The 17,301-nt window shown below is 41.3% G+C and carries 12 protein-coding genes; 2 read left to right on the forward strand and 10 right to left on the reverse strand.

All coding sequences use genetic code 11. The annotated features are described in order from the left end of the window. Window positions 1-26 precede the first annotated feature (26 nt). From Q8W26_RS04005 to Q8W26_RS04035, 7 genes are all read right to left on the reverse strand, one after another. Window positions 27-809: an ABC transporter ATP-binding protein gene (locus Q8W26_RS04005; protein WP_370694260.1), complete on the reverse strand. Its 783-nt coding sequence runs from the start codon at window positions 807-809 to the stop codon at window positions 27-29. Window positions 810-899: 90 nt separating this feature from the next. Next, the gene (locus Q8W26_RS04010; RefSeq protein WP_101215088.1) at window positions 900-2,147 is read right to left on the reverse strand and encodes an ABC transporter substrate-binding protein; all 1,248 of its coding nucleotides are present in this window, start codon (window positions 2,145-2,147) and stop codon (window positions 900-902) included. Between the two features lie 65 nt (window positions 2,148-2,212). Further along, a complete protein-coding gene (locus Q8W26_RS04015; RefSeq protein ID WP_305472355.1) occupies window positions 2,213-3,286 on the reverse strand; it encodes a branched-chain amino acid ABC transporter permease in 1,074 nt (357 codons plus the stop codon). Window positions 3,287-3,373: 87 nt separating this feature from the next. Continuing rightward, window positions 3,374-4,267, reverse strand: a complete 894-nt coding sequence (locus Q8W26_RS04020; RefSeq protein ID WP_101215090.1) for a branched-chain amino acid ABC transporter permease — start codon at window positions 4,265-4,267, stop codon at window positions 3,374-3,376. Beyond that, window positions 4,264-6,216, reverse strand: a complete 1,953-nt coding sequence (locus Q8W26_RS04025) for a long-chain fatty acid--CoA ligase (RefSeq protein ID WP_305472357.1) — start codon at window positions 6,214-6,216, stop codon at window positions 4,264-4,266. Before Q8W26_RS04025 ends, Q8W26_RS04020 begins: the two co-directional genes overlap by 4 nt. Further along, window positions 6,216-7,016, reverse strand: coding sequence for an ABC transporter ATP-binding protein (locus tag Q8W26_RS04030; RefSeq protein WP_101215092.1), 801 nt, complete (start codon window positions 7,014-7,016; stop codon window positions 6,216-6,218). Before Q8W26_RS04030 ends, Q8W26_RS04025 begins: the two co-directional genes overlap by 1 nt. A 92-nt stretch (window positions 7,017-7,108) precedes the next feature. Continuing rightward, window positions 7,109-8,158 carry a DcaP family trimeric outer membrane transporter gene (locus tag Q8W26_RS04035; RefSeq protein ID WP_305472360.1) on the reverse strand — a complete coding sequence of 350 codons (1,050 nt, stop codon included), beginning with the start codon at window positions 8,156-8,158 and terminating at the stop codon, window positions 7,109-7,111. A 233-nt stretch (window positions 8,159-8,391) separates the two neighbouring features. Here Q8W26_RS04035 and Q8W26_RS04040 point away from each other — a divergent pair, with 233 nt between their 5' ends. Further along, complete coding sequence (locus tag Q8W26_RS04040; protein WP_101215093.1) at window positions 8,392-11,904, forward strand: PAS-domain containing protein; 3,513 nt, start codon at window positions 8,392-8,394, stop codon at window positions 11,902-11,904. A gap of 78 nt (window positions 11,905-11,982) precedes the next feature. Here the strand turns inward: Q8W26_RS04040 and Q8W26_RS04045 are convergent, their stop codons facing one another. From Q8W26_RS04045 to Q8W26_RS04055, 3 genes are all read right to left on the reverse strand, one after another. After that, the gene (locus tag Q8W26_RS04045; RefSeq protein ID WP_370694257.1) at window positions 11,983-12,651 is read right to left on the reverse strand and encodes a response regulator; all 669 of its coding nucleotides are present in this window, start codon (window positions 12,649-12,651) and stop codon (window positions 11,983-11,985) included. 186 nt (window positions 12,652-12,837) lie between these two features. Next, window positions 12,838-13,656: an ammonia-dependent NAD(+) synthetase gene (gene nadE / locus Q8W26_RS04050; RefSeq protein ID WP_101215094.1), complete on the reverse strand. Its 819-nt coding sequence runs from the start codon at window positions 13,654-13,656 to the stop codon at window positions 12,838-12,840. 49 nt (window positions 13,657-13,705) lie between these two features. Then, window positions 13,706-14,923 (reverse strand): hypothetical protein, encoded by a 1,218-nt coding sequence (locus Q8W26_RS04055; protein WP_153071520.1) that lies wholly within the window; start codon window positions 14,921-14,923, stop codon window positions 13,706-13,708. A gap of 921 nt (window positions 14,924-15,844) precedes the next feature. Between Q8W26_RS04055 and Q8W26_RS04060 the strand changes: the two genes are divergently transcribed. Beyond that, complete coding sequence (locus Q8W26_RS04060) at window positions 15,845-17,161, forward strand: DEAD/DEAH box helicase (RefSeq protein WP_305472363.1); 1,317 nt, start codon at window positions 15,845-15,847, stop codon at window positions 17,159-17,161. Window positions 17,162-17,301: the final 140 nt, after the last annotated feature.

Below are 17,301 nucleotides of genomic sequence, written 5' to 3' on the forward strand. Positions count from 1 at the left end.
TAGAAACCATTTAAGGGCACAGCGTATTATAGCCAGCGCTTACGACGTTTATATGATTTTAAGTTCTTAAAGCTTTTACGCTCTTCATTACCGCCACCTAGATAAAACTCTTTAACGTCTTCATTATTGAGTAATTCATCTTGCGTGCCATCAAGCACAATTTTTCCAGACTCCATAATGTAACCATAATTCGCCGCTTTAAGTGCATAGTTAGCATTTTGTTCCACCAGCAGCATCGTAATTCCTTGCTCACGATTAATCTGGCCAATGATGCTAAACACTTCTTTAACAAGTAACGGTGAGAGCCCCATGGACGGCTCATCAAGACAGATCATTTTAGGTCTCGCCATTAACGCACGGCCAATTGCCAACATTTGTTGTTCACCGCCAGAAAGATACCCAGCTAAGCCTGTACGTTCTTTTAATCTTGGGAAATAATTAAATACCATTTCGATATCTTGATTGATTTGAGAGTCATTTCGTGTGTAAGCGCCTAATTTAAGGTTCTCAATCGCAGTCATATCTTCAATGATTCGTCTACCTTCCATAACTTGGAACACCCCACTTCGAACGACATCCTCCGCATTCTTATTATCTATACGCTCTCCCATGAACGTAATATCACCTTTAGTAACTTCCCCATCTTCACTTTTCAATAAGCCAGAAATGGCCTTTAACGTTGTTGATTTTCCCGCTCCATTTGGACCAAGTAATGTCACCACATCCCCCTCCGGAACGGCAAGGCTGACACCACGTAAAACTTGAATAACCTCATCATATACAACTTCAATATTGTTAACTGTAAGGATTGGGTTGGCTGGTTGAATATTAATTGCTGGTTGTGACATAGATACTCCAATATAAATAGCTGGGGTAAGGGACTTACCCCAATGAAATGATTAATAACCTAACCAATCAACGCGACGGTCTAATGTAACTTGAGATACCTTTTCAATGGCAATATCACCGCCATTGTAGTTACCTTGATAAATATTCACTTGGTTAATACCACGATGGTCATCAGCTTTCCAATTGGCTGCAAGACAGACACCTTCTAGCCCTTTTGGCACCCAGTTATCACGAGCGTACATGCCTTTTTTGATATTTTCCCCTGTGATCCCTCCGTTTTCTTTTGCCCACTCCATGGCCTCTTTCATGAAGTAGGTTGAACATACCCCTCGCATATAATGATGGACACGTTCTTTCTGTCCTTTAGGATCTGACATCTTAGAGATCTCCTTAATCAAGGCCATGCCAGGTGACGTGTCGGTCCAAAACGGTGTCATTGTTGGAAAGACATAATTCTTAATACCTTCGCCACCCGCTTGGAAAATCTTCTTATCGCCTCCCCAAATGTTCGACATGAATTGAATATTGGTACCGACAGTGTTACAGGACTTGACTAACGACAACACCGACCCCCCTAAATTACCAATATAACCATAATTAGAACCAGAACTTTTCAGGCTTAAACACTGCGCTTTGAAGTCTCCAGGTTTCATAGAAATAACCACAGACGGCATTACTTTAAATCCGAGCTCCTGAGCATATTCGGCACAAGCAGCCTTAGGCGCATTTGGAAAGGGGTGATTAGCACCAATGTGAGTAAATTTAGGTTGCCCTTGGTTACCTTTCTTCTTCCAGTCAGCTGCTGCCCACTGAACTAAACCGCGACATGCATCTGAATAAGACGCACCATAAAAAAAGTTATAAGGCGCAGGTTTCTTCGTATGCGGATTCTTACCTTGCGGATCGGTTAAATGTCCCGAATAAGATGCTGAGAATACCGGTGTCTTATCTTTGGCCACAAAAGAGATCAGCGCTTCCGTGTCAGCCGTTCCCCACCCTTGCATCGCTACCATCTTTTTGCGTGAATGCCATTTTTTATATGATGCAATCGCTTGAGGTACTTTATAAGCGTAATCGATTGTTTCATATTCCAAAGCAGTACCTTTTATACCACCATTTTTATTGATATAAGCCAGGGAATCTCTCACACCATCAGCGTAATTTTTTCCCACAAACGCCGTTGGCCCAGACATATCAGCAAGGTGACCGACAAACACGGAATCTTTTGCTTGTGCTTGGCTTGCTACGCCCACTGTAAGACAGCTTAAAATAGAAGTTACTAATACTTTCTTTTGCATTGTTATTTCCTTTTTTGTACTGATTATTATTGTTTAGTTATTACTGTTTGTGACTTGATTTGTGATTAATATGAAAATGGATAAAATTTCCAATAGTTTTTAATTTGTGCCCAGCGATGGGCCATACCTTCTGGCTCGAAGATTAAGAACAGGATAATTACCAAGCCAATGGCCATCTCTTTGATGTAAGCAAGGCCATCCACGACCATCGGTATGTTGCCCCAATCAGTCATTTTCATCATGCCTACCCCACCTTCGAGTACCTCTGGTAAGAACACCATAAAAACAACGCCCATTAAGGTGCCTTTAACAGAACCTAAGCCACCGATAATAATCATCGCTAAGAACTGTATAGACATGAAGATAGTGAAGCCTTCCGCCGAAACATAACCTAAGTAATGAGCATAAAGCGCACCACCAATACCTGCATAAAATGAAGACACACCAAATGAGAGCAAACGGTATTTATTCAGTTTAATCCCCATTATTTCTGCTGATAGGTAATGGTCACGCACAGCGACAAACGCACGACCTTCACGAGAACGCATTAAGTTACACCCCCAGATGTACATAAACACTAGAGCGAACAACGCGATATAGAAGAAACTTTCATCTGTATCAAAGACAATACCCATTAGTGAAATAGGTTCTGCAGAGGCTCCGGCTGAGCCACCAGAAAACCACTCCGCCCGAGCAAAGAAATCTTCAAGAATGAATTGTGCAGCTAAGGTGGCGATTGCAAGGTATAGCCCTTTAATCCGAGACGCCGGCAGGCCAAATAGCATCCCCACTGCCATAGTGATAAAACCGGCCATGGGAATACATAACCAAACAGGAATACCAAACGAGGTATTCAGCCAGGCAGATGTAAACGCACCCACTCCAAAAAAGGCACCATGACCCAGTGATATTTGACCGGTATAACCGACTAAGATATTTAACCCTAGCGCAGCAATCCCCAAATATGACATTTGGATGAACAGCGTTAAATAGTAAGCATCTAATACCATTGGCGCTGCACAAAGTAGTGTGATAGCGGCAATCGCGACTAATCGAATAGTGTTAGTCTCATAAATCGTATCATCTTGTTTATAGCTGGTACGGAAATCTCCGCACGGTCGCATCATTAAACTCGACATAAAAACTCCTGAAATTAGGTTGAGTAGCAGGTATCCCCTATGAACATCACCTGCTAACATGACTTTGTACTGTGTATCGTAATATCACTAAATACGTTCGATATCTTTAGTGCCAAATAAGCCGTAGGGTTTGAACCATAAGATAATCAACAGGACATAAAATGGCGCAATGTCATACATATTGCCGACATGGAGATATTGACTATCGAAGAATTCAGCCACGTTCTCGAGCACCCCAATCGTTAAACCACCAACAATGGCACCCACAACAGAATCTAACCCGCCTAAAATAACAGCAGGGAATACCTTAACGCCCATCGTTGATAGTGAGTTTGATACACCATTAACCAAGCCGATAACCACACCAGCTGTTGCTGATAACGTCGCAGCAATACCCCAGCTCATCGCAAAGACCTGTTTCACTGAAATACCCAAACTTTGTGCAATCTGCTGATTAAATGCGGTCGCTCGCATCGCCAAACCATACTTCGAGTACTTAAAGAACAGGAAGAACGCCACCATAATCGCTAATGAAATTACCGTACTCATCAAATAAGCCATTTCTATGTTAAGACCTAGAATTTGTACACTTTCACTTTCAAAGACCTTGGGATAACTCTGTGGTGACACGCCAAATATCCACTTCATTAGTGATTGGAAGAAAATGGATAGGCCAATGGTGATCATAATTACCGAGATAATCGGCTCACCAATCATTGGCCTGAGTACCACCATCTGTAGTAATACGCCAAACAGAGCCATAAACACCATGGTGAGAATAAAACCCATAAAGAATGGCAGTTGAAAGTAAGTTAGAAACGCCCAACAGACCCACGCACCGACGAGTAGAAACTCCCCTTGGGCAAAGTTGACAATTTGTGTTGATTTATACACCAGCACAAAGCACATCCCGACCACGCCGTAAAGCAAACCAACAATGATCCCGTTCACAATGAGCTGCATTAATAATTCAAAATTCATGACACTTTCCTCTCTAAACTAGGGCTAGTCGACTCAATGCTTGGTGAAATCAATGTTTCAACATTGAGCTTAGTTTGAATCCGTGTTTTAGTGCCGTCTTGGAATACAATCATTGTATCAATATCAACAGCTTGCGCGTCATCATAAACAGATTCAATAATGTCACCATACTTCTCGGCCACCACCCCTCGGCGAACTTTACGGGTACGAGTTAGCTCTCCATCGTCAGCATCTAGCTCTTTATAAAGCAAAACGAATTTATGGATCTTCTGCGCAGGTGGGAGAGTTTCATTGACGCGAGCAACTTCTTCACTGAGTTTTTGATAGACCTCAGGAAGTGATGAAAGATTGGTATAATTAGTAAAAGCAAGACCTTGCTGTTCTGCCCATTTTGATAAAATACTAAAGCGGATACATATCAACGCGGATAGATAAGGTTTATCTTTACCCAGAATCACTGCTTCGCCGATAAAGGATGAGAATTTTAGCTTGTTCTCAATGTACTGCGGTGAGTATTGAACATCGTTACTAGTGCGAGCCAAGTCCTTAATTCTATCGATAACAACTAAATGACCTGACGGTTTAAAGTAACCCGCATCACCGGTATGCATCCAGCCATCTTTAACGTCTTCATCGTAAGCAGTTTGATTGTTAAGGTAACCTGTAAACATCCCCACGGTTTTAGCGATGACTTCCCCTAACCCTTCTTTATCAGGGTTAATGACTTTAATCTCTGCACTGTCGAAACATACACCAACACTGTCATAATCAACATCGTCCTCTTTGTGAATAGTGTAGGCGCCGCACATTTCTGTTTGCCCATAAAGCTGACGTAGCGGTACTCCAATAGTTTGAAAGAACTTAAAGGTATCAGGCCCCATGGCAGCACCACCCGTTGCGGCAGACTTTAGGAATGAAAACCCAAGACGGTCGCGTAATGCCTTCATTAATAACCATTCCGCTAAACGCGAAGTTTTACCTTGTTCACGGTAACGATCCGCTCGCGCCATCGCAAAGTCATATAGGCGACGTTTAAGGGGGGTTGAGTCCATCATTCTTGCTTGCACATCGGCTAGGATCCCTTCCCAAACCCGAGGTGCTAAAAGAACAAAGTGAGGGCCTATTTCACGAAGGTCAGACATCAACGTTTCTTTTTCTTCGACAAAATTGACCACTTGCCTGGCAATCAATGCCTGACCTACCGCATACACTTGCTCCATAATCCATGGCAGAGGGAGTACTGATACATAGTTATCACCAGGCTGGCGGGGATCGGCACGTAAATAAGAACTACAGTGTTGAACAAAATTGCCACCATTGAGCAGCGCAATTTTGGGTTTAGACGTCGTACCCGACGTGGTGCAATATATCGAAATGTCGTTTGCAGATGTCGCGTCCACCAGCTCATCGTAGCGCTTAGCATGCGTTTTATCTATTCGCTGGCCACGCTCATAAATCGTTTCAACACTGATTAAACGTTTATCGTCATATTTACGCATACCGCGTTTGTCACAATAAACAATGTGCTTAACCTTTGGGATTTTGTCACCTAGTTCAAGCAACTTATCACACTGTTCTTCATCTTCAGCAATGACTACAGTCGCGCCACTACTATCAAGTAGATAAACGACTTCATCGTGCATTGAGTCTTGATAAATACCTAACGAATAGCAGCGCATTGCATGAGCTGCAACTTCACCCCACACCCACTCGGGACGATTATCACCGATTAGCGCCACAGCATCCTCTGGGTTAATATCCATATCAAGTAGCGCTAACGTCATCCACTTAACTCGGTTGTGATAGTCGAGCCAAGTAAACTCATTCCAAATACCGAATTCTTTCTCCCGCATAGCAATATCTTGCGGAAAATGTTGCGCATTGTGACGCAATATTTTGGGAAACGTATCTAGTTCCCCCATATCAAAAGTATTTAATTGATCACTCATTAACTGATCTCCTCTAACTGCTCATTCTCGTCCTCAATCCCTAAGTAAGCCCGTTTAACATAAGGGTCAGCCATAACATCATCAGGTAAACCACAAATTAGTTTTTTACCAAAATCAAGGACCATCACTTGATCTGAAATATCCATCACCACCCCCATGTCATGCTCAATCATCACTATGGTGATGCCAAACTCCTGATTTAGATCGAGAATATAACGGGCCATGTCTTCCTTTTCCTCAAGGTTCATTCCCGCCATTGGCTCATCAAGCAAGATTAATTTTGGCTTTAACGCCATGGCACGGGCGAGTTCAACGCGCTTACGCAGCCCATAAGACAGCGTTCCGGCCACTGATTTGCGAATATGAGAGATTTCTAGAAAATCTATGACTTCTTCAACCTCACGGCGATGCTCGAGTTCTTCTTGTTGGGCTTTACTTGCCCAGTAGAGTGGCCCCGTCAACCAGTTGTTCTTTAACATATGGTGACGTCCAACCATGATGTTCTCTAATACACTCATATGACCAAATAACGCTAAGTTCTGGAATGTCCGGCCCATGCCAAGATCTGCACGGTCATTGGGTTTCAAATGAGTAACATCTTTGTTATTAAAACTTATTGAGCCACTGTTAGGTTGATAGCGACCCGAAATGCAATTGAGCATCGATGTCTTGCCGGCCCCGTTCGGGCCGATAATTGAAAAAACAGCGCCTTGCTCAACTTCAAAGCTAACATCGGTGAGCGCTTTAACGCCACCAAAGGCCAGCGAGATGTGTTCTACTTTTAGTATTGGTTTTGACATACCAACCGCCTAATAATTATCACTGTCGACAGTGAGGTTCTTCACTATCAGAAATAAACAAAAGAAATGAACGATGAATCGCAATTCGCTTCTTACAGGGTATATTGCAAAGAAATCTGCGCGTAATTTGAATCAGCGTTTTGCTCATCCATCGAGAAGTTTCCGACTTCAAAACCCACAGCTAATTGTTTAGTAATGTTATTGAAGAGGTTAACGCTCCACTGAGAACGCTCAGCACCTGAGACATCTGCGTCTATTTTTCCGTAGAGTACCGTTGAGCGAAGGTTTTCATCCCAAAAATGACGATAGGCTGCTAAATAAGAAGTAACATCTTCGACTTTTTCATCGACTAAGTCTTTAGCCGCTGCCACACCGACATAACGACCGAGCTCACCTTGATGAATCTGGAATCTGAAATCATCTTTACCAATAGACTGAATGCGACCTGCGATCGATGCTCCAAAAGTACTTTTGTTTTCACCTGATACAGTGGTTAGGCTTCGCGCTAAACCAGAAACAGAAACACTTCCCCAATCGCCTTTAGCGTTATAACGAGCAACGACATCTGGTACATTGTCATTACTTGGATCGCCGCCCCACGATTCAGGGTTTTCTACAGAGAATTGAAAGTTTCCTGTGGTGTATCGCAATTGACCTTGCCTAATAAAGACTAAGCCTGTTGTCGCACCAGCAAAGTCCGCCGATTCGGGGATCGCACTAGTATTCATGAATGTCGACCACGTCTGCCCCGCTGTAATTCCTTTATATTTGATAAAAGCATGGCGTAAGCGTGGGTTGGCTGAGTTAGAAACAATCTGATTGCCGCCACCACCAAGAAAGTCCAGTTCGATATAACCCATCAAATCGCCATGAACGTATTTAGTATTAAAGCGGGTTTCATTGGCATTAATTCTAAACTGAGACGCGCTCTCATCGAGTACAGCGCCCGTACCAATCCAAAAGTCACGGTAGGCAACATCACCGTCAACATAGCGACCATCGATTTTGATATAACCACCAAACGAAATTGTGTCCTCGTCTGATATCTTTATTTCATAGCCTGCTGATGCCACGCTACTTGCACCGAGTAAAGTGGTAGCAACTAACATTTTTGCATAATTATTCTTAGCTAATTTAATCATTCATACTTCCTTGGTTGTCTTGTTGTTTTTTATTAATCCTACCCCTCGCGTTAAAATCAACAATTGGAATTACGGGCTAGCACTCGGTGCTTAACACTAAACAACTAACGCTTTTAAATTAGTGCTTTACATTTAGTCCTTAAGGACTAGTACTTTCTTTCGTCGATAGTTTTTATATTGATGAGGTCTTTTATGGTAAGTTTTACCGTATGTGGTAGTTGTCTAGGAAGTGTATGTTTTCAAACTGGTTACTAATCAATGTTAGCCTCGGTTATATCGGCCTGTTATTTCTGATTGCTCACCTAGGTGGCAAATACCGACATCAACTCGCTGAAAGACAACACACCATCATTTATGCCCTATCTTTGGGGGTATATTGTACTTCGTGGGGTTTTTTAGGCACATCAGCACAGGCTGCCAACAACTCTTTTACCTACTTATCCGTTTATTTAGGTCCGATCTTATTATTTATTTTTGCTTGGCCGCTAATACAACGAATCATAAAAACGAGTTTAGCGCTTAAAATCACTTCTATTGCAGATCTCCTTTCTGCTCGTTTTGGAAAAGCACGAAACCTAGCTGTGTTAGTAACAATCGTCGCCTTGATTGGTACCTTGCCTTATATAACACTCCAACTTAAAGCCATCATTTACTCATTCACTATATTGCAACAGGAGCAAAACCTAAGTGAGTGGAAGCTTGGATTAATTATTAGTGTCATCCTTGCCATCTTTACCATGATCTTTGGTATCCGCACCATCAATGTCACCGAACGGCACCCAGGTGTTATGATAGCCATAGCATTTGAGTCATTAATTAAATTAACAGCTTTTTTAATGGTGGGACTCTTTGTTAGTTTTGTCGTTTATGATTCCCCCATCGAAATCATTAACTTAGCTATTGAGCAACAAGCCATCTCTAAGCAGTTTGAGCCCGGTAATTTTGTGGCAATGGTTGGGTTACTAATTATTGTGATGTCGGCTTTTTTGTGTTTGCCACGCCAATTCCAAGTGATGTTTGTTGAAATTAAAGACAAAAAACACAGTAGTTGGGCCCGTTGGCTACTCCCCGCTTACATATTAATTTTTGCACTGTTCGCCGCACCAATCGGCTTAGCGGGAAAGCTAAATTATGGGGAGTCCTTACAATCGGCTGCGTACGTTTTATTTTTACCCGCCTATGATGGTGAAATATGGCTGTCATTGTTTGCGTTTATCGGCGCAATCTCTGCTGCTAGCTCAATGGTTATTGTTTCAACTATTGCATTAAGCACGATGTTAAGTAATGAAATTGCTTTCCCACTACTGTTTAAACTGACTAAGCAAAAACAGCAGTATTACGATCGATTTAAAGCTCAGTTGCTATTAACCCGCAAACTGCTCGTTGTTGTTGTCATTGCGTTAAGTTATGCAATGTTAATTCTCTCCCCTGCTGATACACTCGCGTCATTAGGTGAGGTCGCCTTTGGAGCAATAGCACAGATAGGACCGAGTTTGTTAGCTGCTTTCTTTTGGCGCAGAGCAACATTAGTGGGTGTATTAACAGCAATTAGTACAGGGTTTTCTATCTGGGTGCTGTTTAATTTAATGCCTCAATTAGGTCTGTATACACACCCATTACTAAACACTAACTGGCCTGCGACAACCACAATAACGTTAATTGCCTTAGCAGCCAACATCACAGTGCTGTATAGCGTTTCGGTATCGACGCGGCAAAGCATTCGTGAACAGATGCAAAGTAAATATTTTAACCAATCAACCGACAAACCACTGTGGCAATTCACAAAACAGCCGAACATAGAAATTAGAGAGCTTGAATGTCTTGTCGCGCGCTTTATCGGTGATCAGAAGGCAAAAGCCTGTTTTACAAGCTTTATTGCTACCACCGAAGCAGACAAACCCAAAGATTATAATCAAGCGCTAATCCTTCATACTGAGCAAACGCTAGCCAGTATTATGGGCGCTGCCTCAGCAAAGCTTGTAACCTCGTTTGCATTAGGCGGTCGTGATATTGCTTTTGATCAGGTCGCCGACCTTGTTGAAAAGAACTCTACCCAACAACTCGAATTTAATCGCACGGTATTACAGCGCGCAATTGAAAATGCCAGCGAAGGCATCTCAGTAATCGATAGCGAACTCACTTTAGTGGCTTGGAATGACAAATACCTTGATATCTTTAACTTCCCAAAACACTTAATTTATATCGGGGCACCGATCTCAGAACTAATACGCTTTAACCTAACACAACAGCATAACGTGTTAGATATTGAACATCAGGTACAAAAGCGCCTAACCTATATAAAACAAGGAAGTCGACATAGTTCAGAGCGTCAACTTAAGAATGGCAAGGTAATACATATTGAGGGCAATCCTATCCCTGGTGGTGGCTTTGTTATGATCTTTAGTGATATTACCGTTTACCGTCAAACAGAAGCATATTTAAAAGAAGAAAATGATGACTTAGAAAACCGAGTTGAAAAGCGAACAAGTGAATTAGAAAAAGCTAACCAAGAGCTTGAACTTGCCAACTTAGAGCTGGCACAAGCGCAGCAGCGTGCAGAACAAGCCCATCTCAAAAAGAGCCAATACTTAAGAGCCTGTAGTCACGACCTATTACAACCACTCTCTGCCGCACGATTATTCTCTTCAGCGCTGAGCTTAAGTCCTCGTGTGAATGCTCAAGAACGTGAACAAATGGATCAGATTAACACTTCATTAGAAATAGCGAATACCCTATTACAAGATCTTAACGAGATGGCACGTATTGAGAGTGGCAATATCACGCCTGATATACGAGTATTTAGCATCAATGAACTCTTTGACAAGCTGGTGGCAGAATTCAATGCTATGGCAGGCGAGTATAAAGTAAAGTTTCGTTACCATCATTCAAGGTTATACATTAAAAGTGACCTAACCCTGCTTTCTCGAGTGATTCAAAACTTTTTAAGTAATGCGTTTCGTTACAGTAGGCAAGGACAGGTCGTACTGGGTTGCCGTCGACGAGGTGATTCAGTGACAATTCAAGTGATTGATACGGGTCCCGGCATCCCTCAATCAATGCAACAAAAGGTGTTTAATCAATTTACACAATTGTCTGGTAATCAATCTACGATTGGACCGAAAGGACTTGGCTTAGGTTTAAACATTGCGCAAAGTCTAGCTAAGCTCTTAGGCCACCCACTAGGTTTACGCTCAGCCCAAGGACATGGCAGCACATTCGAAATCACCGTCCCGACAGCTCAAAAACCAGTTATATCCGCTAAGCTTTTCCCTAATCAGCGGATCTCTCTCAAGGAAGTAGGCGTACTGTGTGTGGATAATGAGCCACAAGTACTGGCAGCGATGACCGCCTTACTTACAGGGTGGCAATGTAACGTTTTTAGTGCATCTACACCAGAACAAGCCTTAACCCTGTTTTCACAGCACAAAGATCAGATAGATATCCTACTAATAGATTATGAGTTAACAGATGAAATAGATGACCAAACGCTAGTCAAACCACGTGACGATAAACAAGAGGCTGTGTTCAATGGGATTGGCTTAACTCAGCAGTTACGAAGTCAACGGTCGTACCCACTTCCAGCGATTTTGATCACAGCAACCAACGATGAATTTGTTAAAATAAATGCTAAACGACATAATATAGCGTTTTTGGCAAAGATTATTAAACCACTAGCACTTCGCTCATTAATGAGTGCATTATTAGCACAGACCTTAAAAGATAATTACCTTAGCCGGGAACGATGATTACCAAAGCCCGCAGCTCGAAAGAAAGAACGTTTGGCTATTAAATAAAATTAAAAACTAACTTTACCAAGTCAGTCTTTAGATACGAGCACCGTTTGGTAACACAGCATTAGCAAGTTGTAATTCATTTAACATGATGACAGCTTGCGTGCGGTTTTTAACACCCAGTTTGAGAAAGATGGTGCTTGCGTGGCTTTTAATCGTCGACTCAGATAAGCCAAGCTCGTAGGCAATTTGTTTATTAAGCAAACCATCGGCAAACATCAATAAGATTTTATGCTGCTGTGGGGTCAACGAGGTAATACGCTCATCAGCCTCAGTTGACTGTTCAACGTTATGGTTATGTGATTCGCCCGGTAGCCAGACATTGCCGGCTAATACCTCATTAATCGCAAGAACCATTTCTGGCACAGGTGTAGATTTAGGTATGTAACCGCAAGCCCCTTGACTCATGGCTTGATTGATTGAATCACTGTCTTCGATTCCAGACACAATAACCACGCCTAATTGCGGGTAAAGCTGTCTAATGTTCATCAAGGTATTAAAGCCCTGACCACCTGGGATATCCAGATCAAGTAATAGCAAATCAGCCTGTTGCTGTGCTAACAAAGCTTCTAAAGCAGAAATAGTGTCAACTTCTGATACCTGCGCCTCATTGATATTTGTTTCAAGCATCATTGACAGTGCTTGACTGAACAAAGGGTGGTCATCCGCTATTATTATTTTTATTTGGGGTACCATATCCATTACAGCCTTTAATTGTTGATATAGGTTGCGCCTGTAGTTTGCATAGATCGTTACTGATATGAAACCGATTAAGAAAGTTTTCAGGCGCGCCATATTATTGATTAATAATACAGCGAACGCCTTGAGAAGTTCAAGCGATAAACGACGATTAAAAGCTATAAATACAATTAAGTAATAAGCTTATAATTAGTCGTAAATTGTCGGGATTGGCTGTCGCTTATGTGCTGTCCGTTTGTAGATTGCAATCAAGCGCGCTTCAACGTCAGCATGGACATCTTTGCCTTCTAAGAAATCATCAATCTCATCGTAGGTCATACCTAATGCGTCTTCGTCAGTCAGCTGCGGCTTATCACATTCTAGATCCGCTGTAGGCGCTTTATGCACTAGGGCATCTGGGGCTTTTAAGTACGTTGCTAATGCACGTACTTGCCGTTTATTTAAACCAAATAAAGGGGCAAGGTCACATGCACCATCACCAAACTTAGTGTAAAAGCCTGTAATATTTTCAGCTGAATGATCTGTCCCTATCACTAAGCCACCAGTTAATCCTGCAACGTGATATTGTGCAGACATTCTCATCCTAGCTTTAAGGTTTCCTTTAACAAAATCTTGATTAACACCATCAGCAACAGTGATTTGATTCCCTATTGTCTCTAAATCTAATGAGTCTGCGGCAGCTTTTACATTGATAGTTAATGAATTTGAAGGTTGAATGAAATCTAAGGCTAATTGCGCTTCGTCTTCATCACGCTGAGTCCCATAAGGTAAACGCACGGCATAAAACGTATAAGGCTGGTTTGGGGTAATTTGATTGAGTTGTTCGACGGCTAATTGAGCTAAACGACCTGTCAACGTTGAGTCGATGCCACCACTTATCCCAAGCACTAAAGACTTAGCGCCACTGTTGTTCAACGTTTCTTGAATAAATGCGATACGACGGTTCACCTCGAACGCAACGTCAATGGTTGGTTCTACCTTCATTTGTTCAATGATTTCTTGTTTCATTGTACTCTTCTTTAAAATTAACTAATTGTTTACGATATCTATTAATAGATCACCCACCATACCATTGTTCTAAACCAACAGCTATACTCGGGCAGTCTGATTCAATGGCTAAATATCCACTGAGATTATCATGAAACAAATAAGCTATCACTAGTGGGTTTATTTTTAACGTGATCATCGCATGTTTGATATCGCTAAGTAACTGTGTCATTGAAACCCTTTCCTGATGGACATCAAAGATAAAGCGTTGCTGGGCTTTGGCTAGTGCCCTAGAGTCCATGTTTCTATCTTGTTTTGCCCTAGCCCCTTTGCCAGGGAAAAGGTACAAACTTTCTCGATTAGTAAACTCAGTCACAACTTCTTTTAGTAACGCCTTTAGTGGCCCGGTTACTGGAATAGATTTACCCGTTAACTTGCCATCACTTCCTCTCAATAGCCACCGGTTTGCTTTTATATCCTGTCGATAGCTCTGGCAGATTGTTGATAAACTTTGCCCAGTTAAAATTTGTAAGCGCAGTGTGAATAAAAAAGCTGAACGTCTAGTCGCTTTACTTGCTCGAAAATATATACCTTTTAATTGAGCACCACTGAGAATTGCGTCACCATCACGAGGTTCTCGACTATTGAGATCACTATTAGATAAATCAGTCGACCCAAAAAAAGAAGGATCCACTTTCTTGATCGGTTGGTGTGTTAGATATTGTTGATCAACAGCAAAACTTAACAAAGCTTTTAACTGACTCAAAATGACTTTCGCTTGGCTTTTTTTACCGGCTGAAACTAACGGCTTGAGCACCCTAACCTCGACCAATCGTTGGCTGATTTTACTTAATTCAACACTACCAATTTTAGGTAAAATATCTACCTCAAAATTACGTTTTGCATCTTGAGAATTTTTGTACTTTTTCATGATGAAATCAGCCCCCTTAAAACGCCAAAACGTCTTAAGTTTGACAGTCTGTTTTTCAGCCTCAAATTTCATTTGTACAATGTCTTTACCTTGTTTGACAAGAGGTTCGATTTGCATGGCAATACGTCTAGCAGTACCGACGTCCATTGTTGAACTGTTACCAATAAAATAATTAACTTGGCGGCCGTTTCGACCGCCAAGCCGATAATAGAAGTAATAACTAATCAAACGGTAACCATCAGAATTAGTTTTCCCAAACCTCGCATGAAAGCCACTAATCTGACTATCATTTACTCTTGTGACCTCAAGGGAACACTTTGCCAGCTCAGCTGCTGAAATACGCAATTTAAGATTCAAAAAACCACCACCCAACAAATTAAAGCACAAATGTAGCACACCCAAAGAACACTTAAAAGCCATATAATAACACTTAAGCACCCAGAACGGTAAAAACCCATCTACAAACCCTAAAGAGTGCAAAAATGAAAAAATAATGAACAAAATTGTCATCAATCTCTATTTTTTCAAATTTAGACAACACAGGCCAAGAGAAAAACAACAAATTAATACAACCATTTAAAACGGTCAAACTTAAACAAGTAAGCTTAAGATGTAGTACGTATCAGAACTAACAATGAAGCTCCCCCTTGCTCTTTTCTGTTTCTACAGTGTGAAAATAAATTGTTATTACCTTCTACGAACACGGGATTTGTGATTGTTCTTCTGCTATATCATTGTAGAGAAAGCTCATAAACCTTAAACTACCGAGTCAATATTATGGCGCTTTTTACATCAGGACATTAATAGAAAAACATGCTTTTTTTTAGTCCAACTTAAGAGCAAAATCCATAACAGAAACCACCAAAAATAAGTGTCACAAAAAGCGAACATTGGCAATCAAGATCAAAGGATAATAAGTAATAATTAGAGAGTTGAAAGTAGTGTTATTTGACGGAGTTTAGATTATTGAATAACCGTCTACATATTAACAATAATCGGCTAAAAATTAGAATACTCTGTGACAGAATCCTTTATGGTCAAATTTATTAAAACCCCATACAAAGGATCATTTCGATGCTAATTATCTTAGGTGATTTTAAGGTTTGAATTAAACGATGAGATTAGTGACTATTCATAAGTCTGCTGTCCCTGATCTCAGGTTCTCCATTCTTATCGTGTCATCTCGCAAAAAGTAACTTGTTTCATTTAAAGTAATGGTGTTTCACTGCAACAAAATTTATAATGCGCTTTTATTGTAAATACTGCGTAGGAACTCCATTGTCATTCTCTTCATTTGGCTTAGATAAACGACTCACCTCCTCTCTTGAGCATTTAGGTTTTGACCAAGCAACACCTATTCAATCAGAGGCGATCCCTGTAGCGATGAGCGGAAAAGATATCCTTGCCTCATCACAAACAGGCTCAGGTAAAACAATAGCGTTTTTATTGCCTATTATGCAGCGATTACTACGTCAAAAAGCATTTAGTAAACGTGACCCTCGTGCTCTTATATTGGCACCAACACGCGAACTAGCTGCTCAGGTATTCCAAGACTTTAAAAAGCTTGCTGCGGGTACTCGCCTTAACGCAACCTTAATTGTTGGTGGTGAGTCTTTTAATGATCAAGCAAAAGTTCTTCGCAAAGAGCCTGATATTATCATTGCAACACCTGGCCGCATTGCAGATCATCTAGAGCATCGCCATATTGCTTTAAATGCTCTTGAAGTGTTGGTGTTAGATGAGGCAGACCGTATGCTCGACCTAGGATTTGCCACAGCATTACGTCATATCAATAAGCAAGCTGATCATCGCAAACGGCAAACAATGCTGTTTTCAGCGACCATTGATGATAAAGAAATAAAAAACCTAAGTGTTGAAGTGTTACAAGACGCCAAACGAATCGAAATCGGTCACAGCACTGACAAACACAAGAATATAACGCAGAAAATGTACCTTGCCGATCACTTGGATCATAAAGAAGCATTGCTAAAAGCTATCTGTGAGCAGCCATTTGAGCAAATGTTAATTTTCACTGCGACTAAACATGACAGTGATCGTCTAGCGCAATGGTTAATAAGTCAAGATGTTAACGCCGCAGCCTTACATGGTGACATGCCGCAGTCAGCACGTAATAAAGCTATGGATGACTTTAAACGCACTATCAGTAAAGTACTTGTTGCTACCGATATTGCTGCCCGTGGTCTTGACATAAAACACGTTAGTCATGTTGTTAACTTTGACCTTCCAAAACATCCAGAAGACTTTATCCATCGTATAGGGCGTACCGGACGGGCTGGTAATAACGGCGTCGCAATATCGCTGGTAAGTAAGAAAGACTGGCAAAGTCTTGAACGGATTCAACTACTGTTAAAAACTAACTTCAACTTCACTACTATTGAAGGACTACAAGCAAAATTCAAAGGTATTAAGCCAAAGCAACCAAAAGTGGCTAAGAAAGTTGATTACCGTAAAAATAACAAGCCAACTTACAAAAAAGCGCTAAAGAAAGACAAACCAGCTAAAAAACTAGATAAGTCATTCGTCAATGCAGTCGAAGTCGGCCACATTCCAATGAAACGCAAGAAGAAAGACTAATAGCTAGTGCTAGTCTCAATTCATTATTAGTACACTTTTCAATCACAAGCAACAATTGATAGCAGCCCTAAACGGATTAAATCTCTTTAGGGCTGTCACTTTAATCAGTTATGTCTCTAGTTAAGTCACATAAGTTAAAA

The sequence above is a fragment of the Psychrobium sp. 1_MG-2023 genome, from assembly GCF_030689115.1.
Taxonomy (GTDB): domain Bacteria; phylum Pseudomonadota; class Gammaproteobacteria; order Enterobacterales; family Psychrobiaceae; genus Psychrobium.